The 22,264-nt window shown below is 58.6% G+C and carries 24 protein-coding genes and 1 tRNA gene; 16 read left to right on the top strand and 9 right to left on the bottom strand.

Annotation, left to right across the window (positions count from 1 at the left end; genetic code table 11):
- Positions 1-130 precede the first annotated feature (130 nt).
- Both rpoD and dnaG read right to left on the bottom strand, forming a co-directional pair.
- On the bottom strand, positions 131-2,128 hold the full coding sequence (gene rpoD / locus C8N45_RS01835) for an RNA polymerase sigma factor RpoD (protein ID WP_108384505.1): 1,998 nt from the start codon (positions 2,126-2,128) through the stop codon (positions 131-133).
- Between the two features lie 134 nt (positions 2,129-2,262).
- Positions 2,263-4,224, bottom strand: a complete 1,962-nt coding sequence (gene dnaG / locus C8N45_RS01830; protein ID WP_108384504.1) for a DNA primase — start codon at positions 4,222-4,224, stop codon at positions 2,263-2,265.
- A 519-nt stretch (positions 4,225-4,743) separates the two neighbouring features.
- Between dnaG and C8N45_RS01825 the strand changes: the two genes are divergently transcribed.
- The 4 genes from C8N45_RS01825 to C8N45_RS01810 are packed head-to-tail and all read left to right on the top strand — an operon-like array spanning position 4,744 to position 7,779.
- Complete coding sequence (locus C8N45_RS01825; RefSeq protein WP_108385098.1) at positions 4,744-5,736, top strand: TadE/TadG family type IV pilus assembly protein; 993 nt, start codon at positions 4,744-4,746, stop codon at positions 5,734-5,736.
- A 12-nt stretch (positions 5,737-5,748) separates the two neighbouring features.
- Positions 5,749-6,558, top strand: coding sequence for a hypothetical protein (locus C8N45_RS01820; RefSeq protein ID WP_108384503.1), 810 nt, complete (start codon positions 5,749-5,751; stop codon positions 6,556-6,558).
- On the top strand, positions 6,558-7,133 hold the full coding sequence (locus C8N45_RS01815) for a TadE/TadG family type IV pilus assembly protein (protein WP_108384502.1): 576 nt from the start codon (positions 6,558-6,560) through the stop codon (positions 7,131-7,133). The genes C8N45_RS01820 and C8N45_RS01815 overlap by 1 nt, the downstream gene beginning before the upstream one ends.
- A gap of 1 nt (position 7,134) precedes the next feature.
- Positions 7,135-7,779 carry a TadE/TadG family type IV pilus assembly protein gene (locus C8N45_RS01810; RefSeq protein ID WP_108384501.1) on the top strand — a complete coding sequence of 215 codons (645 nt, stop codon included), beginning with the start codon at positions 7,135-7,137 and terminating at the stop codon, positions 7,777-7,779.
- On the opposite strand, the gene C8N45_RS01805 is transcribed toward C8N45_RS01810, so the two are convergent.
- Both C8N45_RS01805 and C8N45_RS01800 read right to left on the bottom strand, forming a co-directional pair.
- Positions 7,780-8,262, bottom strand: coding sequence for a hypothetical protein (locus C8N45_RS01805; RefSeq protein ID WP_108384500.1), 483 nt, complete (start codon positions 8,260-8,262; stop codon positions 7,780-7,782).
- Positions 8,263-8,307: 45 nt separating this feature from the next.
- Positions 8,308-8,895 carry a TetR/AcrR family transcriptional regulator gene (locus C8N45_RS01800; RefSeq protein WP_108384499.1) on the bottom strand — a complete coding sequence of 196 codons (588 nt, stop codon included), beginning with the start codon at positions 8,893-8,895 and terminating at the stop codon, positions 8,308-8,310.
- An 88-nt stretch (positions 8,896-8,983) separates the two neighbouring features.
- Here C8N45_RS01800 and C8N45_RS01795 point away from each other — a divergent pair, with 88 nt between their 5' ends.
- The 11 genes from C8N45_RS01795 (at position 8,984) to dtd (ending at position 18,261) form a co-directional block, all read left to right on the top strand.
- Complete coding sequence (locus C8N45_RS01795; RefSeq protein ID WP_108384498.1) at positions 8,984-9,220, top strand: hypothetical protein; 237 nt, start codon at positions 8,984-8,986, stop codon at positions 9,218-9,220.
- A 53-nt stretch (positions 9,221-9,273) separates the two neighbouring features.
- Positions 9,274-10,560 (top strand): homoserine dehydrogenase, encoded by a 1,287-nt coding sequence (locus tag C8N45_RS01790; protein WP_108384497.1) that lies wholly within the window; start codon positions 9,274-9,276, stop codon positions 10,558-10,560.
- 94 nt (positions 10,561-10,654) lie between these two features.
- Positions 10,655-11,620, top strand: a complete 966-nt coding sequence (gene glpX, locus C8N45_RS01785) for a class II fructose-bisphosphatase (protein ID WP_108384496.1) — start codon at positions 10,655-10,657, stop codon at positions 11,618-11,620.
- Between the two features lie 281 nt (positions 11,621-11,901).
- Complete coding sequence (gene recJ, locus C8N45_RS01780; protein ID WP_108384495.1) at positions 11,902-13,665, top strand: single-stranded-DNA-specific exonuclease RecJ; 1,764 nt, start codon at positions 11,902-11,904, stop codon at positions 13,663-13,665.
- A 72-nt stretch (positions 13,666-13,737) separates the two neighbouring features.
- A tRNA-Glu gene (locus C8N45_RS01775) sits at positions 13,738-13,812 on the top strand.
- Between the two features lie 725 nt (positions 13,813-14,537).
- Complete coding sequence (locus tag C8N45_RS01765) at positions 14,538-14,759, top strand: hypothetical protein (protein ID WP_108384493.1); 222 nt, start codon at positions 14,538-14,540, stop codon at positions 14,757-14,759.
- A 33-nt stretch (positions 14,760-14,792) separates the two neighbouring features.
- Positions 14,793-15,356, top strand: coding sequence for a cytochrome b/b6 domain-containing protein (locus C8N45_RS01760; protein WP_108384492.1), 564 nt, complete (start codon positions 14,793-14,795; stop codon positions 15,354-15,356).
- Positions 15,357-15,385: 29 nt separating this feature from the next.
- Positions 15,386-15,808 carry a hypothetical protein gene (locus C8N45_RS01755; RefSeq protein ID WP_108384491.1) on the top strand — a complete coding sequence of 141 codons (423 nt, stop codon included), beginning with the start codon at positions 15,386-15,388 and terminating at the stop codon, positions 15,806-15,808.
- The gene (locus C8N45_RS01750) at positions 15,808-16,896 is read left to right on the top strand and encodes a TFIIB-type zinc ribbon-containing protein (protein WP_108384490.1); all 1,089 of its coding nucleotides are present in this window, start codon (positions 15,808-15,810) and stop codon (positions 16,894-16,896) included. Before C8N45_RS01755 ends, C8N45_RS01750 begins: the two co-directional genes overlap by 1 nt.
- 16 nt (positions 16,897-16,912) lie before the next feature.
- Positions 16,913-17,827, top strand: coding sequence for a carbohydrate kinase family protein (locus C8N45_RS01745; protein WP_108384489.1), 915 nt, complete (start codon positions 16,913-16,915; stop codon positions 17,825-17,827).
- On the top strand, positions 17,824-18,261 hold the full coding sequence (dtd, locus tag C8N45_RS01740; protein WP_108385097.1) for a D-aminoacyl-tRNA deacylase: 438 nt from the start codon (positions 17,824-17,826) through the stop codon (positions 18,259-18,261). Before C8N45_RS01745 ends, dtd begins: the two co-directional genes overlap by 4 nt.
- An 84-nt stretch (positions 18,262-18,345) precedes the next feature.
- On the opposite strand, the gene C8N45_RS01735 is transcribed toward dtd, so the two are convergent.
- The 4 genes from C8N45_RS01735 to C8N45_RS01720 form a co-directional block, all read right to left on the bottom strand.
- Positions 18,346-18,843 (bottom strand): CAP domain-containing protein, encoded by a 498-nt coding sequence (locus C8N45_RS01735; protein WP_245882519.1) that lies wholly within the window; start codon positions 18,841-18,843, stop codon positions 18,346-18,348.
- Positions 18,844-18,914: 71 nt separating this feature from the next.
- Positions 18,915-19,712, bottom strand: a complete 798-nt coding sequence (locus tag C8N45_RS01730) for a metal ABC transporter permease (RefSeq protein ID WP_108384488.1) — start codon at positions 19,710-19,712, stop codon at positions 18,915-18,917.
- Positions 19,713-20,441 (bottom strand): ATP-binding cassette domain-containing protein, encoded by a 729-nt coding sequence (locus C8N45_RS01725; protein WP_108384487.1) that lies wholly within the window; start codon positions 20,439-20,441, stop codon positions 19,713-19,715.
- Positions 20,438-20,902 (bottom strand): transcriptional repressor, encoded by a 465-nt coding sequence (locus C8N45_RS01720; protein ID WP_108384486.1) that lies wholly within the window; start codon positions 20,900-20,902, stop codon positions 20,438-20,440. Before C8N45_RS01720 ends, C8N45_RS01725 begins: the two co-directional genes overlap by 4 nt.
- Positions 20,903-20,971: 69 nt before the next feature.
- On the opposite strand from C8N45_RS01720, the gene C8N45_RS01715 reads away from it, so the two are divergent.
- Positions 20,972-21,826 carry a zinc ABC transporter substrate-binding protein gene (locus C8N45_RS01715; RefSeq protein WP_108384485.1) on the top strand — a complete coding sequence of 285 codons (855 nt, stop codon included), beginning with the start codon at positions 20,972-20,974 and terminating at the stop codon, positions 21,824-21,826.
- 178 nt (positions 21,827-22,004) lie between these two features.
- Here the strand turns inward: C8N45_RS01715 and C8N45_RS01710 are convergent, their stop codons facing one another.
- Entirely contained in the window at positions 22,005-22,250 is a 246-nt protein-coding gene (locus tag C8N45_RS01710) for an accessory factor UbiK family protein (RefSeq protein WP_108384484.1), read from the bottom strand.
- Between the last annotated feature and the right edge of the window lie 14 nt (positions 22,251-22,264).

The raw sequence follows: 22,264 nt of genomic DNA, 5'->3' as shown, positions 1-22,264 counted from the left end.
CAGTGAACAATGAATGATCGGCGGGATCTCGCGATCAACATTAAAGGTAATATTGCCGCGTTCGCTTTGGTGTGTAGACCAATAAAACCAGCCAACAAAAAAGCGCCCCGCGGGACGCTTTCTTTGGTATCTACTGGTCCAAGAAACTTCTCAGTTTCCGGCTCCGGCTGGGGTGCTTGAGCTTCCGCAGCGCCTTCGCCTCGATCTGACGAATACGCTCGCGGGTCACACTGAATTGCTGGCCCACTTCTTCGAGCGTGTGATCGGTGTTCATGCCGATGCCAAAGCGCATCCGCAGCACACGTTCTTCACGCGGCGTCAGCGATGCAAGCACACGTGTCGTGGTTTCCTTCAGGTTCTCCTGAATGGCAGAATCCAGCGGCAGAATCGCATTCTTGTCCTCGATGAAGTCGCCAAGCTGGCTGTCTTCCTCGTCGCCAATTGGCGTTTCCAGCGAAATCGGTTCCTTGGCGATCTTCATCACCTTACGGACCTTTTCCAAAGGCATTTGCAGCTTTTCTGCCAATTCCTCTGGCGTGGGTTCACGGCCGATTTCATGCAGCATCTGGCGGCCGGTACGGACCAGTTTGTTGATCGTCTCGATCATATGCACAGGAATACGGATCGTGCGCGCCTGATCGGCAATGGACCGGGTGATCGCCTGTCTGATCCACCATGTGGCGTAGGTCGAAAATTTATAGCCGCGCCGGTATTCGAATTTATCCACGGCCTTCATCAGGCCGATGTTCCCTTCCTGAATAAGATCAAGGAATTGCAGACCACGGTTCGTGTATTTCTTGGCGATGGAAATCACCAGACGCAGGTTGGCTTCGACCATTTCCTTCTTGGCCTGACGAGCTTCTTTTTCGCCCTTCTGGACCTGCTGCACGATACGACGGAATTCGGTAATATCGACACCGACATACTGGCCGACCTGCGCCATATCGTTGCGCAATTCTTCGATCTTGCCGGTCGATTTCTCGATCATCATCTGCCAGCCGCGTCCAGAGCGTTCTGACATTTCCTCAAGCCAGTTGGGGTCCAGTTCGCGGCCACGGTATGCGTCGATGAATTCGCGGCGGTTGATGCGGGCCTGATCGGCGAGTTTCACCATCGCACTGTCGATTGACATGATGCGGCGGTTGATCCCGTAAAGCTGGTCGATCAGCGCCTCGATCCGGTTGTTATGCAGGTGAAGTGAATTCACCAGTTCCACGATTTCAGAGCGCAACTGCTGGTACTTGCCTTCCTGCTTGTCCGAAAATGAGGAGTCCTCATTCAGGGTTGCAGACATCCGCGCGTCCTGCATATCGGACAGATCGGCAAAATCGCGGGCAATAATTTCAAGCGTTTCAAGCACGCGCGGCTTGAGCGCGGCTTCCATCGCAGCAAGCGACATATTGGCCTGATCTTCCTCATCATCGTCGTCTTCCTTGACGATGGGGTTGCCGTCGGCGTCAAGCTCCTGCGCGGCTTCTGCCTTTTCCGGTTTGTCGGCAGCAGGCCCGGCGCCGTTCGCCACGGGGGCGACAACTGTTTCTTCGCCGTCTTCATCAAGCTGATTGCCGAACGTGGTTTCAAGATCAATCACATCGCGCAGCAGAATGTCTTCTGACAGAAGTTCGTCGCGCCAGATCGTGATCGCCTGGAATGTCAGAGGGCTTTCGCACAGCCCAAGGATCATCGTGTTGCGGCCAGCCTCGATCCGTTTGGCGATGGCGATTTCGCCTTCGCGGGACAGCAATTCAACACTGCCCATTTCGCGCAGATACATGCGCACCGGATCATCCGTGCGGTCCAGCTTTTCCGCCTCTGCCCCGCCAAGCGTAACCTCGCGCGAGCCGGCGACAGTCGCAACGGCGGTGGTACCCTGATTTTCTTCGGTCTCTTCTGACTCTTCTTCTTCGGTGACCTGAATGCCCATTTCGGACAACATCGACATTACATCTTCGATCTGGTCTGACGATACCTGCTCTGGCGGCAGCACGGCGTTCAGCTGGTCATAAGTGATGTAGCCACGTTCACGCGCATCGGCGATCATCTTTTTGACTGCGGCCTGGCTCATATCAAGGCTGATATCGCCATCCTGGTCGTTGTCCTTGCGATCGTCGTTGTCTTTGGCAGCCATCAAATGGACCTTTCGCGCAAAATCTTCATCGTCGTCGAAGTGATTCGACTGATTCGTTTAAGTCGAATCAATCCTGCATTTGATTGATTCGCAAGTCGGGCACGCCGTGTTTCTAAAGGCTGTTGCTTTGACATTCACTTAGAACGTGCCGACCCTTTTTCAAAAGCGATTTGGTTCAAAAGCGAATCAAATGCGCTCCGCTCGTCTTTGTTCATCAGGGCCCCGTTTTCGCCGGTCTCGTATTCGGCCTTGTCTTCGTTGTCCCCCCGCCCGGCTTTATCCAGCGCGGCAGATGCCTGCGCCAAGCGCCACGTCACCCCTTCATCTGCTGTGCCGCTAAGATCTTCGACAGCATCTTCAATTTCGCGGGCGTGACCCTGACGGGCGGCCAGCTTGGCAAACTCTTCGGCAAGGCACAGCCGTGCTGTTTCCATATTTCCCGCCTTGCGCACTGCGGGGCTAATGGCGACATGGCTTTGGCCCAGCAGATTTTCAAGAGGTGCAGCCCCGATTTCGGCGATGATGGCTGACTTTAGGTCATCTGCGCCAAGGTGTCGCAGGATGCAGGCCTGCATCGCCTGATGTGTCTGGTCACGGCATTCCACCCGTTCCAACGCACTTTCAAAGTCAGGCGATACCGACGGATTGCAGATCAGCGTGGCAAGGATCACCGCCTCGCGCAGGTGGTCCTCGCTGGCGCCACCGGCCCCGAGGATAGAGTTCTTGCTGGTCGCCACCGGACTGATCTCGCGCCGCCACGGGTCTTTGTTGGCCATCCATGCCCGCTGAGCGCCATGTCTGGGAGCGGATTTGCGGGCAGAAAACAGTGCCCAGCGCAAATCCTTGATCGCCTGACCATAGTGCGACCTGATCGAAGGGTCCTGAATCAAAAGGACCTTTTCACGCAGGGCCTTGTCCAGCGCGGCCCGGCGTTCGGGACTGTCGAAGTTCCGGCCTTCGGTTTCGCGCTGCCACAAAAGCTGGACCATCGGAATGGCCGCATCAATCAGCTTTTGCATCGCACTCGCGCCTTGCTGCTTGATCAGATCGTCGGGGTCCAGCCCATCCGGCATCAGCGCAAAGCGCAGCGACTGGCCTGCTTGCAGCAACGGCAGTGCAATATCGATCACCCGCATGGCGGCACGCAATCCCGCTTTGTCACCATCCAGCGCGATGATCGGTTCGGCCGCGATCCGCCACAGCAGGCGCAACTGGTCCTCGGTAATTGCGGTCCCCAATGGGGCAACAGTTGCTGTAAAACCGGCCTCTGACAGGGCGATCACATCCATGTAGCCTTCGGCCACGATCAAAGGCTTGCCCTTGCCGGCGGCCTCGCGGGCGGGTCCGTGATTGAACAGGCTGCGGCCCTTGTCGAACAAGGCTGTTTCAGGGGAGTTATAGTATTTGGCGGGATGGTTCGGGTCCATGGCCCGCCCGCCAAAGCCGATGGCGCGCCCGCGCGCATCGCGGATCGGAAACATGATCCGGCCCCTGAACCGGTCATAGGGGGCACCGCCACGGTCACTTTCCGCTGCAAGCCCGGCCTCGATCACCAGCTTGGGATCAACGCCCTTGCCGGTCAGATGCGCCATAACGCCCCCATGCGCAGGGGCAAAGCCTATTTCCCAACGGGTCTGCGCGTCCGGCGACAGCCCGCGCCCGGCCAGATAATCACGCGCGGCGGCGGCCTGCCCGGTCTGCAATTGCAGGCGATGGTATTGCACCGCCTGCTCCATGATATCAATCAGTTGGGTGCGCTTGTCGGCCTTTTGCTGCGCGAGGGGATCTTGCTGCGGGATGGGCAGCCCGGCCTCGTCCGCAAGGATCTTGATCGCCTCCATAAAGCCCACATTTTCGGTGTCCTGTACAAACGAAATCGCGTCACCTTTGGCATGGCAGCCAAAACAGTAATAAAACCCTTTGCGGTCATCGACGTGAAAGCTGGCAGACTTTTCCTGATGAAACGGGCAAGATGCCCACAGATCACCCTTGCCCTGATTGGACTTGCGGCTGTCCCACATCACTTTGCGCCCGACAACTTGACCAAGGGACAAACGGGACCGCAATTCATCCAGGAAACCGGGTGGTAGACTCATATGCGCACTATCGGTGTTGTTCCGTCCAAAGTCGAGAAGCACAAAGCCGCGATCGGGGCAAATCTTAAAACGGTGGCAGGGATCGCGATGCCCACTGGCTGCGACAGAAGCCCGGAAACGTGAACTAGCGGCACGCTGCGACTATTCTATTTCGCGCCCCAAACCTCGGCCTGAATGGCGGCTTCGATCCCCGTTGCCAGCGGTTCATGCGATTCGGCGTCAAGATGGGCATCGGCGGAATATTGTTGATTGCCGTCGGCGGAATATTGCCGAAAAATGCATATTTCCCCAATAGTTATGCAAAACTGGCGGCAATGCCGCCCTGCACTTGTTTCCCGACGTTCGACAGTAAACCATTGTTTGACCTATTGACGCTATTCGTGTGGGGGTGTGCCGCAGAGGGTAACTTCGTTGCCCAATTAATGACACAGCCAAGTGATAAACTTTGCTTGGGCAAGTGCGCGTGCCAGACTGTAGGCACTGCGCGGGCGATCTGTAACGCTGCCGGAGATGAAATCGATGCTGAAGCGAAATTCCGCCGCAACCGGTGTGCGGAGCGAATTTAACGACAGACGCGCCGCTTTGCTGCGCCAGTTCGGTCGTGAAGAAGACGGCAGCATCATTGTCATGACGATCCTTCTGCTGGTCATCGGCGGTATGGCCGTTGACTTCATGCGCTTTGAATCGCGCCGCGCATTCCTCCAGAGTGTGGCAGACCGCGCGGTGCTCGCCGCCGCGGACCTTGACCAGCCCTTGGATCAAAAGGCGGTTGTCACCGTATATTTCCAGAAAGCAGGCTTTGACGGGGCAATTCAGGGTCAGCCAATTATCGATGACAATAACGGCAATGTCCTTGTGCCGGTGAACTCATCATTGGACATCGACACCTTCTATTTGCGGTTCATCGGGATTGACCAGTTGACCGCGCCCGCATCCTCGGAAGCGCGCGAAGGTGTTGGTCAGGTCGCAGTGTCGCTTGTGCTTGATATCTCCGGGTCAATGGACCAGATCGTCAGCGACGCAACGCTGCCCACGCCAAGCGCGCGCAGCTGTCCCGCGCCCGTGGGAAGCGGGTATCACAATGCAACCAACCTTGCGCGCGTGAGCCGGATCAAACTGCTCCGCGAAGCGGCATGTGGGTTCGTCTATGACCCGATCCCCTCCGAAACGGCCGGACAGGTGACATTGTTATTGGTCGCCTATACTTCGCAGGTCGCGCTAAGCGGCGAATTTTGTGACGCTTTAAGAACAACGGACCCATTGGTCGGCATCGGTGGCACCGCCGCAGAAATTCCCGAGACCGAGGAAGAAATCACAGTAGCATTGTCAGCCGCCACACTTTGGCGCAACCCGTCGCGGTGCGTCGAATTTGAAGATTCGGACTACGAAGGCGGGCGCGCGCCAAGAACTAAAGGCCAAACCGACGACGAAGAAGAATTCGGCACAACCTTGTACGCAACCAAGACATATACCCAAACCAGGTCGTTTCAGTACAACGTAGGCGGTTTGTAGGATCGTGGTGGCGTGGAAGACAACACAAGCGGTACAACGCGCTCAACCAAAGTCGATGGTCAGATGTGCCCGACCAAAGAATTTGAAGGTGTGTTGCCCATCAGCGAAGATGAAGACGAACTGCGGCTCCGGATTTCCCTGCTTGAGCCACGCGGCGGTACGGCGATCTTTACTGGTGCGAAATGGGGTATTTCATTGCTGGACCCAAGCATTCGACCAGTCATCCAGAATGTTGACACAGTCGCGGCAATCCATCGGGAGACCCGCCCACTCGACTATCCGGACGCGACGGCCGAAGCCGAAGCAAAGGCACCTTCCTATACGTTTATGGTGCTTATGACCGACAGCCAGAAAAGCAATGTCGCTGGAAACAGCCCCCGTTACGACGAGGGATCAGAGATGCGTCGATTGTTCGACAGCGACCCGACACAACATCTCACCTGGATACGGAATCGGTCCGATGACCGCCTGACCTCGTCACAACGTCAGTTCAAATATTATCTCAGAGAACTCGCCCCCCACGGCCCAAGTAATGCGGACCCCTTCTCCGGCGGTGGCGCCTTCTTCAATGTGATCAACACCAATGTTCAGGATGAGACAGAGGCTGACCGCCTGTCGAAGGGGATGTGCCGCACGGCAAAAGCACGCGACATCGTGGTCTACGGGATTGCCGCCGGTGCCACCTCAAACGGCGAAACGCTCATGAATTGCTGCGCTTCCGAACTTAAAGGCATCTATTACAAACAAACAAGCGGTGCTGATCTGGACAACATCCATGCTGCTGTTGCAGAACAGCTTATAGACTTGAGGTTGACCCATTAATGACCAATATCACGCAGAAAGTGCGGTACTGGGCCGCGAAGTTCGTCAAGGACGAAGCAGGTGCGACGTCGATTGAGTTTGTGATCGTGTTTCCGGTTTTCATGCTTTTCTTCGGCATGATCTACGAAAGCGGCATGGTTTCGGCGCGGCATGTGATGCTTGAACGCGGCGTTGATATCGCCGTGCGTGATGTCCGCATCGGCGTCATTACCGACCCGACACCCGACCGTCTGCGCGCCCGGATTTGCGAAGTCGCCTTGTTGATCCCCAACTGTGACACGCAGCTCAAGCTGGATATGGTCACGCGCAGCCTGCGCGACTGGACCCCGATTCCAACTGACGTTTTGTGCGCGAACCGGGGTGATCCCGCCGCACCAAAGGTCCGCTATACCAATGGTGGTAACAATGAATTGGTCTATCTTCGCGTGTGCGCCCGGTTTGACCCGGTGATGCCCACCACCGGACTGGGGAAAGCGATTGTGGAAAACAACTCTGATTCAGCTGCCGGCGGGTCATTTGCGTTGATCGCCTCCTCTGCTTTTGTTGTCGAACCCTTCAGAAGAGAGGAAGAGTGATATGAGGCACCTCGGTGCAATCTTTTCCGAATTCCGCGACGATGAAAGCGGCAATGCCGCAATCGAACTGTTACTTTGTCTGCCCATTCTGGTCTGGGCGCTCTTGTCCACCATCGTTTACTTCGACGCCTACCATGACGAAGCGATCAGCACACGCGCCGGTCTGACCATCGCCGATATGTTCAGCCGCGAAGACGCACCGGTCGACAGCGACTATATGAATGGCGCGCATGCCTTGCTGACCTCGCTCACCGGCGTGACCGACAGGACGTCGACAGAGGATACCTACGAAGGGTCCAAGCTGCGCGTGACCGTCTATGAATATGTGCAGGCAAATGACGTCTTCCGTGTAATCTGGTCCGAGAATATCGGCTTTGGTGTCAATTACACTGACGCGAACCTTGCCAATCTGCGCAGCGCCCTGCCCGACATCGCCGACGGCGACACGGCAATTCTGGTCGAAACGACGACTACTTATAATGCACCCTTTGCGGTTTCGATTTCGCCGTTCATTGTGCCCAATCTTGATGGTGTGGAGTTCAAGACCTTTACCGTCATCAGCCCGCGCTTTGCAGAAAGTATCTGCTGGGATCGCGCTGGCGATGATGATTTGTGTCGTTTGTCCAATGTGACGCCAGCGACCTGATCAGCTCTCGGACGCGATCCGCAGGCTGATCTGTTCTGCCATGAATTTCGCTTCTCCGGCAGAGGTCACACCACCAACCCCCACGCGGCGACCAAGCCGCCACCAAAGCCCCGGCGCCCATGCCCGGGGCTTTTTGCTTTTCAGGATCAGGGTGAACCCGTTCGACGGCTTATGCGAAAACGCGCCGCGATCAACCGATGCGATCTCGTCCAGACGCGCAAGGACCCGTCCAGTGCTTTCACGCAGCTCAGTCTCGGTCAGTTCCAACGCAACGCGGGTGCCTGCACGCATCCGTTCCGCCAGCCAGAAAACCAGCGCGCCAAGACCCACCATGAAAATTGTCCACAAGACCGATGATGGTTGTGACAGCGGCAGATAGACCAGTAATGCCCCCAGAAACAGCAGAACACTGTACCCCAAAAGCCGCCGTGTGGTCGACGCCGCGACCCTTGCAAAGACGCCATGTTCATCAGCTTCAAACATTATTTCTCCTTTGCGGCTCCTAGGGTCAGGCGCCGCCTGTCGGTGCTATGCCATGACGGCTTTGCGCACCAGATCCCAATAGATGGCTTCTATTTTGTCCATGCCCAACCGTCCGTCTTCGCGGTACCAATGGCTTAGTCCGGTCAGCATGGCAATCAGGGCCATTGTCGAAACCCGTGTATCGGCAACGGAAAAGACGCCCTCCGCCTCACCATCACGCAATATCTGCTCGAGGATATTCTCGTAATCACGGCGCATCGCCTCGACAGCCGTGAAATTATCCGGCGAGAGATTGCGCAATTCCATGTAGGACACGAAAACATTGTCGGACCGCGGCAAGTGATAGCGAATATGAAAACAGGTAAAGGCCCGCAGCCGGGTCACGGGATCGCCGCTCATGTCTGTTGCGGCCACCGCGTCCAACAAGTCGCGCATGTGGCTATGCATCAGATCATAAAGCAGACTCTGTTTGTCTGACGTGTAGTTATAAAGCGCACCGACCTGCACCCCGACCTCTGCCGCGATCTGGCGCATCGAAACAGCCGCATACCCATGTTGCGCGATCAGCCGCAGTGCGGCCTGATGCACCTTGGGGCCGGTGATATCGGAATGTGAACCTTGTTTGCGCGCCATGGGTAGCATGTAACTGAACAACTGTTCATTTGAAAAGCCCCTCTGACGGCTCTTGCACCGCGCAGGGCCCGCCGGATATAGGCCGACTATGCGCTTCGCCATCATCATCCTGCTTGGCCTGACCGGCTGCACGACCTTTCCGGCGCTGGAAGGGACAATCTCGGATGATGCGCGCGACGCCCCCTACCCTGTCCTGACCGCCCGGCCGACGGCCGGGGATAGCACGACGACGCCAGATACCGACGCGGACCTTCAGGCGCGCATCGAAGCACTTGAACGGCGTGCAGAGGTCCTGCGCGAGACCGAAATCGGTGCGTTGCAGTAGCGGGCCCTATTGGATAGTACCGCTACAACGACTCGAGCATACGGATACACCAGATGAGCAAACCACTGCGTCTTGGCATTGCAGGACTTGGCACTGTTGGTGTCGGAGTTGTCAAAATCGTTCAAAAGCATGGGACGTTGCTGGCAGCCCGCGCAGGTCGACCCATTGTCATCAGTGCGGTGTCGGCGCGGTCGCGGGACAAGGACCGCGGCGTCGACCTGTCCGATTACGCATGGGAGGACGATCCCGTTGCCTTGGCCCAGCGTGATGACGTCGATCTCTTTATCGAAGTGATGGGTGGGTCCGAGGGCGCGGCAAAGGACGCAACCGAGGCGGCAATCAAGGCGGGCAAGGATGTGGTCAGCGCGAACAAGGCGCTCTTGGCCATTCACGGACAGCCCCTTGCAGCCATGGCCGAAGACGCCGGTCAGGTCATCCGTTTCGAGGCGGCCGTCGCAGGCGGAATTCCGGTTGTCAAATCGCTGACGGAAGGGCTTGCGGGCAATGAGATTACCCGTGTGATGGGCGTGATGAACGGCAGCTGCAATTATATCCTGACCCGCATGGAAGATGCAGGGCTGACCTACGAAGCCGTTTTCGAAGAAGCCAACCAGCTTGGCTATCTCGAAGCGGACCCTGAACTGGACGTGGGCGGCATTGATGCGGGTCACAAGCTTGCCCTGCTGGCCGCCATTGCCTTTGGCACGCAGGTCGATTTTGAGGCGGTCGAGCTCGAGGGGATCGGATCGGTCACGATCGAAGATATCCGGCAGGCCGCCGATATGGGTTATAAAATCAAGCTGCTTGGTGTCGCGCAACTGACCGGGCGCGGTCTTGAACAGCGCATGTCGCCATGTCTGGTGCCGGATACGTCACCGTTGGGGCAACTTCAGGGCGGGACCAATATGGTCGTGCTGGAAGGTGATGCAGTCAGCCAGATCGTTCTGCGCGGCCCCGGTGCCGGCGAGGGCCCGACCGCCAGTGCTGTCATGGGTGATGTGATGGATATTGCACGCGGCCTGCGGATTTCGACCTTCGGGCAGCCTGCAAACAGCCTGCGCAAGGCCAGGGCCGCGCGCGCCGCTGTGTCTGCCCCTTACTATCTACGCCTGCAACTGCTTGATAAACCCGGTGCCTTGGCCAAGATTGCCCGCGCCTTGGGCGAAGCGGGGATTTCGATCGACCGCATGCGCCAGTACCAGCATACGCAAACCACAGCCCCCGTATTGATCGTCACCCACAAGACAACCCGCACCGCTTTGGAAGAAGCCGTGGCCGCATTCGCAACAACGGGTGTCCTGCAAGGCGACCCCGTGACGATCAGGATCGAAGCCGTCTGAGCCCCCGTGATGCACGGGCCTTTAGCGCAAACAGTCTTGTTCCCGGTGGCCAGACAGGCTTTAGGTAGATCAATGGAAAAAAGGACCTGACCAGATGCCCCAAGCCGCTGATTTCAACGACCGTATGCTTTCACTCGGCCTTGCCCGCGTTTCAGAAGCCGCAGCTATTGCCTGTACGCCGCTGATTGGCCGCGGCGACGAAAAGGCCGCCGATCAGGCGGCGGTGGATGCCATGCGCACCCAATTGAACCGGCTTGATATTGCAGGCGTCGTCGTAATTGGCGAAGGTGAGCGTGACGAAGCGCCGATGCTGTTCATCGGCGAGGAAGTCGGCACCGGCAAGGGGCCGGGCGTGGATATCGCGCTGGACCCGCTGGAAGGCACCACATTGACCGCCAAGGACATGCCCAACGCGCTGGCCGTGATCGCGATGGGTCCGCGCGGGTCGATGCTGCATGCGCCCGACGTCTATATGGACAAGCTGGCGATTGGTCCGGGGTTTCGTCCCGGTGTTGTAACGCTTGATATGTCCCCGTCCGAACGCGTTTCGTCTCTGGCCGCAGCCAAAGGCTGTTCAACCAACGACATCACCGTTTGTGTGTTGGAGCGCCCCCGCCATGAAGAGATGATCGCCGAAATTCGCAGCACCGGCGCGGCGATCCGCCTGATTACCGACGGCGATGTTGCGGGGGTCATGCATACCGCCGAACCGATAAAGACCGGGATTGATATGTATATGGGTTCAGGCGGGGCACCCGAGGGCGTTCTGGCGGCCGCCGCGCTCAAATGCATGGGCGGTCAAATCTTTGGCAGACTGACCTTCCGCAATGACGATGAACGCGGGCGTGCCAAAAAGGCCGGCATATCCAACTTCGACCGCGTCTATACCCGCGATGATATGGTCACAGGTGACGTGATTTTTGCGGCCACTGGCGTGACAGATGGATCCCTTGTGCCGGGGATCAAACGTGAAGTGGGCTTTGTGACCGCTGAAACCATTCTGATGCGCTCCAAGACCGGTTCTGTCCGCCGGATGGTTTATCGTAACCCTGTCGACTGATCCATCACTGCAGGCGATTATGTTTTTGCATTCTGTTTCGACTTGCTGCGCAAGCCGACAGGCCGGGGGCTTTGCCCCCGGACCCCCAAGGATATTTTTGGCCATAAGAAAGAGGGTGTTGCGTCGTTGGATGGCAGGGCGGTGAAGCAGATTGGGCGCCCCCTACCGCAGGATTGACCCGTGTGCTGCTGCTTGTGCAGCCATGTGAGACTGGCCATTATTTCCATCAAACGAAAACATTGCGTGGTCAAGCGCGCGGCCCCGTCATATAGATTTTTCCCATGACAATGCCCCTAGAAAAACCCGCATTTCTGAATGTCACCGCCTCTGCAACCGGTCGCCGCTGGATTGGTCCGACCCAGGAAGAGGACCGCCTGTCGGAAGCGATGGCACAGGTCGTCGACTTGCCCGCCCCGTTGTGCCGCACGCTTGTCAAGCGTGGTATCAGTGCAGAACAAGCTGCGGATTTTCTGACCCCGACGTTGCGCGATCTGATGCCGGACCCGCGCAGCCTGCGTGATATGGCGGCCGCAGCCACCCGATTTCTGCAAGCGGTGTCCCAAAAGCAGCGGATCGCCATCTTTGCCGATTATGATGTGGATGGCGGATCATCTGCCGCCCTGCTGCTGACATGGCTACGCGAGATGGGACGCAGCGCGACCTTGTACGTGCCCGACCGGATCGACGAAGGGTATGGCCCCAATGATGAAGCCATGGCCGCCCTTGCCCGCGATCATGATCTGATCATCTGCGTCGATTGCGGCACCTTGTCCCACAGCCCGATTGCAGCCGCTGCTGCTGCCGATGTGATCGTGCTGGATCACCATTTGGGCGGTGAAACGCTGCCACCTGCATTGGCCGTGGTCAATCCCAACCGTCAGGACGAAAGCGGCGATCTGGCGCATCTTTGTGCAGCGGCCGTTGTATTCTTGATGCTGGTCGAGACGAACCGCCAAATGCGGAATACCGGTCACAAGGGCCCCGATCTGATGGCAATGCTTGATCTTGTGGCGCTTGCCACAGTCGCCGATGTTGCCCCGCTGACCGGACTCAATCGTGCCTTTGTCCGGCAGGGACTGACCGTGATGGCCCGCCGCCAGCGCATCGGCTTGACGGCGCTGGCAGATGTGGCCGGACTTGATCAGGCACCGACAGGCTATCATTTGGGGTTCCTGCTTGGGCCCCGCGTCAATGCCGGTGGTCGCATTGGCAAGGCAGATCTGGGTGCGCGACTGCTTGCCACTGCCGACAGGCATGAAGCCGAAGGATTGGCCGCACGGCTTGATGCGCTGAATACCGAACGGCGCGAGGTGGAACAGCAGGTCCGCGAACAGGCAATGGAACAGGCCGAAGCGCGCGGATTGGATGGACCACTTGTCTGGGCCGCTGGCGAAGGCTGGCACCCCGGTGTGGTCGGTATTGTGGCGGCGCGCCTGAAAGAGGCGACCAACCGCCCCGCCATTGTCATCGGGCTGGACGGCAACGAAGGGAAAGGGTCTGGCCGGTCAGTCACCGGTATTGATCTGGGTGCCGTCATCCAGCGTGCTGCGACAGAGGGGTTTCTGATCAAGGGCGGCGGTCATAAGATGGCCGCCGGACTGACTGTCGCACGCGACCAGTTGGAAGCGGCGATGGACCATCTTGGCGCGCTGCTGGAAAAGCAGGGCGCGGCGCATATCGGCCCTGCGGACCTGCGACTGGACGGCGTCCTGATGCCCGCTGCCGCAACGGTTGATCTGGTGCAGCAGATTGAAGCGGCAGGGCCATTTGGTGCCGGTGCCCCTGCCCCCCGCTTCGTGTTCCCCGATTGTCAGATCAAATTTGCAAAACAGGTGGGCGCGAACCATCTGAAAGTCAGTTTCAGCGACGGGATCGGGCCGCGAATCGATGCCATCTGTTTTGGCGGCATGGACGGTCCGATTGGGCCGATGCTGGTGGGTCACAATGGTGCCCGCTTTCATCTGGCCGGCCGGTTGGAGATCAATACATGGCAAGGGCGGCAGTCCGTACAACTCCGTCTTGAGGATGCAGCACCCGCACATTGAATTACTTCAAAAAAGCTGAAAAAACCTCTTGCGCGTCGCGCGTGCTTTTCCTAAAAGCGGCCCACCAACAGCGGTCCCTTCGTCTATCGGTTAGGACGCCAGGTTTTCAACCTGGAAAGAGGGGTTCGATTCCCCTAGGGACTGCCATTGGTGAAATTTCCCCTATACCCCAAACCGTTGCACGCGAAATATGTGCCGCCAGTTGCCTTACAAATGGTAGCGCATCTTTTGCAGTGAAACTGCGTTTCGTGAACCGTCATGGTGCATTTTTTAGTTGGGGCGGCTCCGCTTAGATGGGGCAAGCGACGCTTTTCTGCGCGCCGCCACGGCCCACGACCTCCGCAAACTGGCGAGGATTTTCCCCGCACCGCAGCAGATGCGCAAAGCCCGAACAAAAACGCGACTACAGGCTCAATCAGATGTTAGTTTCTGTGCAGGCATCAGGCTGTTTTTCCACAGGCACCGCAGGGAGCAGCCATTCACTGCAACGCGGCAAAAACTTTGTGAGCAGTCAAAAAAGCGGACATCGGGCCAGGCCGGACAAGGTGCGCGGCCACTGGTGTTTTTTCTGGGGGCGCGGGGGCGACGCAGGTGGCAGCGCCACGCCGGCGCAACACGGGCAGGCTGAACATTGTGCAGGCCGCTGATCTTTTTGCCCGGCAGGCGCCCGTGGTCATCACGCGATTATGCACCCGCTCGTGCCACACGCCAGGCTGATCATCGTCGAACATGCCGAACCTCGAACAACCCCAAATGACAACCAAAGCCCTGCCCCGATGGAAGTGACCTTTCCACCGTACCGCTTGCGTTAATGAAAAAACGACACGCCAACGGTCTGCAATGCCATCGAGGAGGCCCAAGGCAAGCGCGGCTTGACGAATGCGACGTCACCGGGTTTGATAACGCTCTTCCTGCAAGACGATCACTACCCCACAGGAGAGGCGGCTCTGGCCGCAAGCGCTGATGCGATAAAGGCCGAATGGGAGACAATCGTTGCTGCCGGACGCGACATCCGGCTTGATTGCCGCGACGACGGCATGCCAACTTGCGCCAGCACACCAGTTTTTCACATTGTGACCAACAACAGGAATTGAAACTAAATCCGGTCCGGGCGCGTATAGTAAGGTATGACCTATTCAATCGCCTCTCTTTTTGCCCGTTTGCCCCAACGGCGCACATTGCTGAAATGCGGGCATGTGTTGATGATCCCGTTGCTGATCTGGTTCATCCTTGTGACGCCGGAAGATGTGCTGCCATTCGGACCGGCAGCGTTCCAGTTTCATTCAATACTCGCGCTGGTCTTTGTGACCATTTCGCTGATCTGGATGGCGGATTATGCGCGGCGCGGGTTGGCAGGACGGCCGGGGCCGAAACTGGGGCCACGGGCCCGACGCATCCACAGGCTGCTGAACACAGCCATCGTCTGGGGGCTGTGGGGGGTCGCGATTACGGGTTTCCTGTTGGGGCTGACATCAACCAGACTGCTCAAAGCGGGGGGCTTTCTGCCGATTGCACCGCCCATGGGTCTGCCCCGCGCGAACGACATCATCGGCACATTCCACATCTATGAATTCTATCTGCTGGGCGGGTTGGTCGCTTTGCACGCTGGCTTCCACATCTGGCGGCACCTTTGGCTGCGCGACAATGCCTTGCGGATCATGACCCCCAAACGGCTACATAAATATCTGTAACCCCGGCTGCGGGGTTGTTATCAGGGGCCATGACACAACGCCGCCTGACAATCTTTTTGCATTGGTCGGTCCTGCTTTTGGTCCTCGTCATGGTCAAAGGCGGCACCGCCAGCCCCTACGTGCGGTGGGCCTTTGTGGTCGCGGGCGGCCTCTGGCTGGCGATGGCCGTCACACGCGGGATGCTGTGCAAGCCGGGGCCAAAGTTGCGCGGGACCCTGCGCACGGCCCATTCGTGGGTTCACCGGGGCATGTACGGCGTTCTTGCGCTGACGGTTGGCGCAAATGCCGCTGCCCTGCTGGGGCTGGCACCGCATGACACAGGCTGGATCCCGCTGCTGGTCTTGCTCGGCGCGGGGGCGCTGCACGGGCTCTTTCATTTCTGGCGGCATAATGTTTTGTATGACGGGGCACTGCGCAACATGTCACCCCGGATACTGCATAAGGTCCTGTGATGACCGAACAGGAACACCACTTTCCATGCACGGCCTGCGGATCGGACCTGCGATTTGATCCCGGCGATGACCGGCTGATCTGCGATCATTGCGGCCATGTGGAAGCGATCGAAGTGACACGCACCGCAAGGGGGGGCATCAAGGAGCTTGATTTCCGCACCGCCATCGACAATCGGTTGAGCGCGGAAGAGATCGAAGAAACCCGTGTGATCACCTGCCCCAATTGCGGGGCCACGACCGAACATGACGCGGACACGCACGCTGCCGAATGCCCGTTTTGCGCGACCCCAGTCGTCACCGGCACCGGGACACACCGGCACATCAAGCCACGGGGCCTGCTGCCGTTTGATCTGGATGAAGGCCGCGCGCGCGATGCGCTGATCAATTGGCTAGGAAGCCTGTGGTTCGCCCCGAACGGGCTGACTGACTATGCCCGCAAGGGTCGCAAGATGAATGGCATTTATGTCCCCTACTGGACATTCGATGCGGACACCAAAAGCAGTTACCGCGGCCAGCGCGGCACGCATTATTATGAAACAAAGACAGTCGTCAGGGATGGCAAGCGCAAACAGGTCCGGGTGCGCAAGACACGCTGGCGCCCGGCCTCCGGCAGGGTCGCGCGGTTCTTTGACGATGTGCTGGTCCTTGCGTCAAGATCGCTGCCCAAAAGATACACCGACGGGCTGGAACCCTGGGACCTATCCGCGTTGGAGCCTTACAAGCCCGAATATCTGGCCGGGTTCCGGGCGGAAGGGTATCAGGTCGAACTGGCCGACGGGTTCACCGAAGCGCGTCAGTATATGGACCGGATGATCCTGCGGGATGTGAAATATGATATAGGCGGCGACGAACAACGGGTGTCAGACGTGGACACGCACGTCAGCGATGTGACCTTTAAACATATCCTGCTGCCGGTCTGGCTGGCCGCCTACAAATATCGCGGCAAATCCTATCGCTTTGTCGTCAACGGGCGCACAGGTCGGGTGCAGGGCGAACGCCCCTATTCTGCCTGGAAAATCACTTTTGCAGTGCTGTTTGGGTTGATCGTCGCACTGATCGTCGGATACGTCATCGCAATGAACCAATAGACCGGGAAAAGAACCAATGATCCTATGTTGCGGCGAAGCCCTGATTGACATGTTGCCCCGGCAAACAAGCAACGGTGAAAAAGCCTTTGCGCCCCATGCTGGCGGCGCAGTCTTTAACACAGCCATCGCACTGGGACGTCAGGATGTGCCGGTGCAGTTCTTTTCAGGGCTGTCGTCGGACCTGTTCGGGGACATGCTGCGCGCGGGCCTCGCGGCGTCACAAGTCGACAGCAGCCTTGCGGCCACCAGTGACAGGCCGACGACGCTGGCCTTTGTGACGCTGACCGATGGGCAGGCCTCTTATGCGTTTTATGATGAGAACACAGCAGGGCGCATGTTGTCTGTGGACGACCTGCCGGAAGTCACTGCGCAGGCCGTGTTTTTCGGTGGCATATCGTTGGCCGTTGAGCCCTGTGCAATGACCTATCAGACCCTGCTGGACCGTGTTGCCGGCGACAAGGTGACGATGATTGACCCCAACATCAGGCCATCTTTCATCAAGGATGAAGCGACCTACCGGGCACGAATCACTGCGATGATGGCGCAAAGTGACATCATCAAGATGTCAGACGAGGACCTGGACTGGTTCGTCCCCGACGGCACGATCGCAGACAAGGCGCACAGCCTGTTGGATCGGGGGGCAAAACTGGTCTGCGTCACCGAAGGCGCCAAGGGGGTAACAGGCTACACCGCCGATCATGCGCTGTTTGTGCCCGCGCAAAAGGCCACGGTCGTTGACACCGTTGGTGCCGGTGACACATTCAACGCAGGGCTCCTCGCCGGTCTGCATGCGGCGGATGCGCTGAGCAAAGAAAAAATTGCGCAACTCGACGCGGACACGATCCGCGCGGCTTTGGCGCGCGGCGCCAAATCGGCAGCCATCACGGTCAGCCGCGCCGGGGCGAACCCGCCATGGACGGCCGACCTGTGAGAGCACTGGTCCAAAGGGTAAGCCGCTCCTCCGTTTGCGTGGATGGCGCAACGATCGGTGAAATCGGGCATGGCGTGCTGATCCTGATTTGCGCCATGGACGGCGATACATCAGCGCAGTCAAGCGCCATGGCGGCAAAGATCGGCAAGCTGCGGATTTTCAAGGATGACGCGGGCAAGATGAACCGGTCTTTGATCGACACCGGGGGCGCGGCGCTGATCGTAAGCCAATTCACTTTGGCCGCTGATACGTCGCGGGGCAACCGGCCCGGATTTTCTGCTGCCGCAAAACCTGATATCGGCCGGGCGCTTTACGAACAATTCATTCGCGACATGGGTTCGCTCGGGATCAAAACCGCACAAGGGGCGTTTGGGGCGGATATGGCCGTCAGCCTTGTCAATGACGGACCAGTTACAATCTGGATCGACCTCTGAGATGGATCAAGATCCATCATACGCTACATTGTGGATTGACATTGAAGAACCGTAAGATGGGTTTGAACCCATCGCGCCTGAAAATCAGCAGCTCTTGCCGACCACCAGCACCCAATATGGTCCTTTGGGACCTTGCGTGATACCGATCCCGAATTCCTGAATGCGCGGATGCAGCATATTGCGGCGATGCCCCGGCGAATTCATCCATCCACTGACAATCTGCGCCGCACGGGGATATCCCCACGCCAGATTCTCGGCCACAATGCAATCATTATATCCGGCCTTTTGCACGCGTACCTGCGAGCTTGATCCGTCAGACCCGCGGTGATCGAAAAAGCTGTTCACCTGCATATCGCAGGCATGCGCCATCGCGGCCCGGCCCAGTCGCGCATTGAACTGCAAGGGCGATTGCCCGTTGGCGCGCCGACTGGCATTCACACCGGCTGCAATTTCGGTCGCAAGCGCCGTCGCGTTTGCCGGTGCGGAACAATCGGACGCAATTGCCTTGCCACCGACCATCATCGTTGCAAATGCTATTGCAAATATCCCAAATCGCGTCATCGCGTCAGCCTCTTCGGTCATCTAGCCTACAATCAATAGATGAACAAAAAACGAGGCAATGCTGAGGCGCGCTTAGGTCCGGGTCGTGGCGATTAAATGCCAATCCTGCGCAATTGTTCGCCGATTGTGGACAATAAAAAGGTTAACGCCGCACTACATATGATTGTGGGACCAACCGGCGTGTCAAACACCAGCGCAATCCGCAACCCGGCGATCGCGCATAGCGCGCCTATGGCGACAGCCAGCAGCGCCATACGCTCTGGCGTCTGCGCATATTTGCGGGCTGTGGCGGCGGGAATGATCAGCAGTGCCGTAATCAGCAAGGCACCGACAACCTTCATCGCCACCGCGACAACCGCTGCCATCAACAAGGTCAGGATCAACGATTGCCGGCGCGGATCAATCCCCGCCGCATAGGCCAGATCAGCGCTGAGGGTCGCGGTCAGCATGGCCGACCAGTGCCGCCAAAGCACCAGCGCCACAATCGCCGTTGCCGACCAGATAATGGCCAGATCCGGCCGGGTCACCGTCAGGACATCCCCAAACAGATAGCCATCCAGATCGATCCGCTGCCCGGGAACCAGGGTGACAGCCACCAGACCGAGGGCCAAGGCAGAATGCGCCAGCACGCCCAGCCTCGTATCCACAGCCTCGTCCCTGCCGCTCATGCCATAGATGCACAGCGCCATACCCAGTGCAACAACGCCGACGCCCGCGAATACCGACACATCGAACAGCAACGCCAGCGCCACCCCGAGGATCGCGGCATGTGCTGTTGCGTCCCCGAAATAGGCCATCCGCCGCCAGACAACGAAACAGCCCAGCAACCCTGCTGCAACGGCGACACCAACACCGGCCAACGCAGCCCGGACCAGAAAATCATCCAACATCTATTCGGCCGCCTCGTGATGATGATGGCCATGATCATGTTCGTGTCGATACAAGGCCAGCGCGCCACCAGTGCCTGTGCCGAAAAGCTCTCGATAGGCGGGTGCCGCCGACACGACCTCAGGGGTGCCTTCGCAACAGACATGCCCGTTCAGACAGATCACGCGGTCCGAGGCGCTCATTACCACGTGCAATTCGTGGCTGACCATCAAGACAGCACAGCCCAGATCGCGCCGCACCGCTTCGATCTGTTGGTAGAACGCGGCCGATCCTGGCTGGTCCAGCCCCTGCGTTGCCTCGTCCAGCATCAACAAATCCGGGCGACCAAGAATAGCACGCGCCAGCATCACCCGCTGGAATTGCCCCCCCGACAGGTCCGACATTTGCCTGTCAGCCACATGGGGAACCCCGGCTGTCTGCAATGCGGTCACTTCTGCCACAGCGGATACGCGTGCTGGCAGGTTCAGAAACCGCGATACCGTCATCGGCAGTGTCGCATCAATCTGCAACTTCTGGGGCACATAACCAATCCGCAGATTGGCCCGCCGATCCACGCGCCCCTTTTGCGGGCGCAGCGCCCCGACCAGAACCCGCAGCAATGTCGATTTGCCAGACCCGTTGGGCCCGACAATTGTCACAATTTCGCCCGGCTCAATGGTCATATCGACACCTTGCAGCACCCTCTGGCCACCATAGCGCAGTTCGAGTCCAGTCGCCGTAATCAGGCTCATGACTGGCATCCGGGGCACAGACCCTCGGCCTCGATCACCGTCTGCTCGACCTGAAATCCGCTGTCTGCGGCCTCCGGCCCCAATGGCTGCCGGGCAAGAGCTTCGGCCACCTTTCCGCAGCCGCGGCAAATCATGAAGGCGGGGTCATGCGCAGCACCGGGATGGGCGCAGGCGATAAAGGCGTTAAGCCGCTCAATGCGATGCACGAATCCCTGCGCGACCAGAAACGCCAACGCACGGTAAGCAACCGGCGGCTTTGACCCCAACCCTTCGGCATCCAGCCGTGACAACACATCATAGGCGCCCATGGCCGCATGCGACTCCAGTAGGATTTCAAGAACGCGGCGGCGGACCGGCGTCAGATGCACATTACGCTGAGCACATGCCGCATCGGCAGCCCGCAGCGCAGAGGCGACGCAGGTACTATGATCATGTTTGGCAAAACCGACGGTATCGGGCATTTCGCCCCCTTGTGATGTTATAACATACACTCTATAGACACTGCCGCAGTATTAGACAAGGACCCTCAAATGCATAGATTTGCTTTCCTGCTGGCCTTCTGGCCTGCGCCATTGTTGGCGGATGCGCCCAGAGTGATCACCGACATCGCCCCCATTCACAGCCTTGCCGCGCTGGTGATGGGTGATCTGGGCACAGCAGACCTGCTGTTGCCGCCGGGTGCAGACGCCCATGATTTTGCGCTGCGGCCCAGCGATGCAGAGAGGCTCGGTGACGCAGACCTTGTGATCTGGGTGGGGCCGGAACTGACCCCGTGGCTGGCGGACCCGATTGCAACACTGGCCCCGCAAGCGACACAACTGCCGCTCACAGCAAGCGCGAACTGGACCCCGCTGACAACGCATGACGGCGAAATTGACCCACACGGCTGGCTTGACCCGATGATCGCCAGCGGCTGGGTCAGTGATATTGCCACAGCACTGGCCGCAGCTGACTCCGAAAACAAAGCCGTCTATATGGCAAACGCGGACAAGACTGTTACCATGCTGACCGCGCTCAATGACGATATCCAAAGCCGGTTGCGCGGACTGGATCAGTCGGGTTTCATCGTCCCACATGATGCCTACAGCTATTTCGAGTCGATGAACGATCTGGAACATACAGCCAGCATCGCGGACGCACACGCACATGCCCCCGGCCCCGGCCACCTTTCCGAAATGCGTGATCTGGTGGTCTCAAATGATATCGTCTGCGTGTTCAGCGACGCCGAAATCGGGGCGCGCTGGGTCGATGTGGTGATCGAAGGGACGGACGCGCGCACAAGCGTGTTGAATGGGACCGGCGCGGGGTTTGACGCAGGGCCAGACCTATATGAGGCAATGCTGCGGCAGATGGCCGATGCGTTCGCTCAGTGTCTGGGCGATTAACACTGTGTCCTTTTGGGCCAGAACAATGGGGGTTCGCAGGGAAATGACGTAATGGGCACGTCATGCAATAGCCAACGTTCTGCCCTGACTGCCGCGTCCGCTCGCAGGGCGCAGCAGTCAGCGTGAAGTTCAACAAGAGGCGCCTTTTCTGACCCACGTGACGTCGGCGCGTGCTGACCTACTTCGCAGCTGCTTCCAATGCAGCAATGCGCGCTGAGAGTGCTTCGTTTTCTTCGCGGGCTTTCTGGGCCATGGCGCGCACGGCGTCGAATTCTTCGCGGGTGACAAAATCACGGTCGGCCAACCAGCGGTCCATCATCGATGACATGGCGGTCTGTGCCTCGTCCTTGGCACCTTGGGCGACGCCCATCGCATTTGTCATCAGCTGGCTGAGATCATCAAAAATCTTGTTCTTGTTCTGCATCAGGGTCTCCTTTG

The organism is Yoonia sediminilitoris (assembly GCF_003058085.1).
Taxonomy (GTDB): Bacteria; Pseudomonadota; Alphaproteobacteria; order Rhodobacterales; family Rhodobacteraceae; genus Yoonia; species Yoonia sediminilitoris.
Note: the sequence above shows the minus strand (reverse complement) of the source record. Positions and strands in the feature narration are given on the sequence as shown.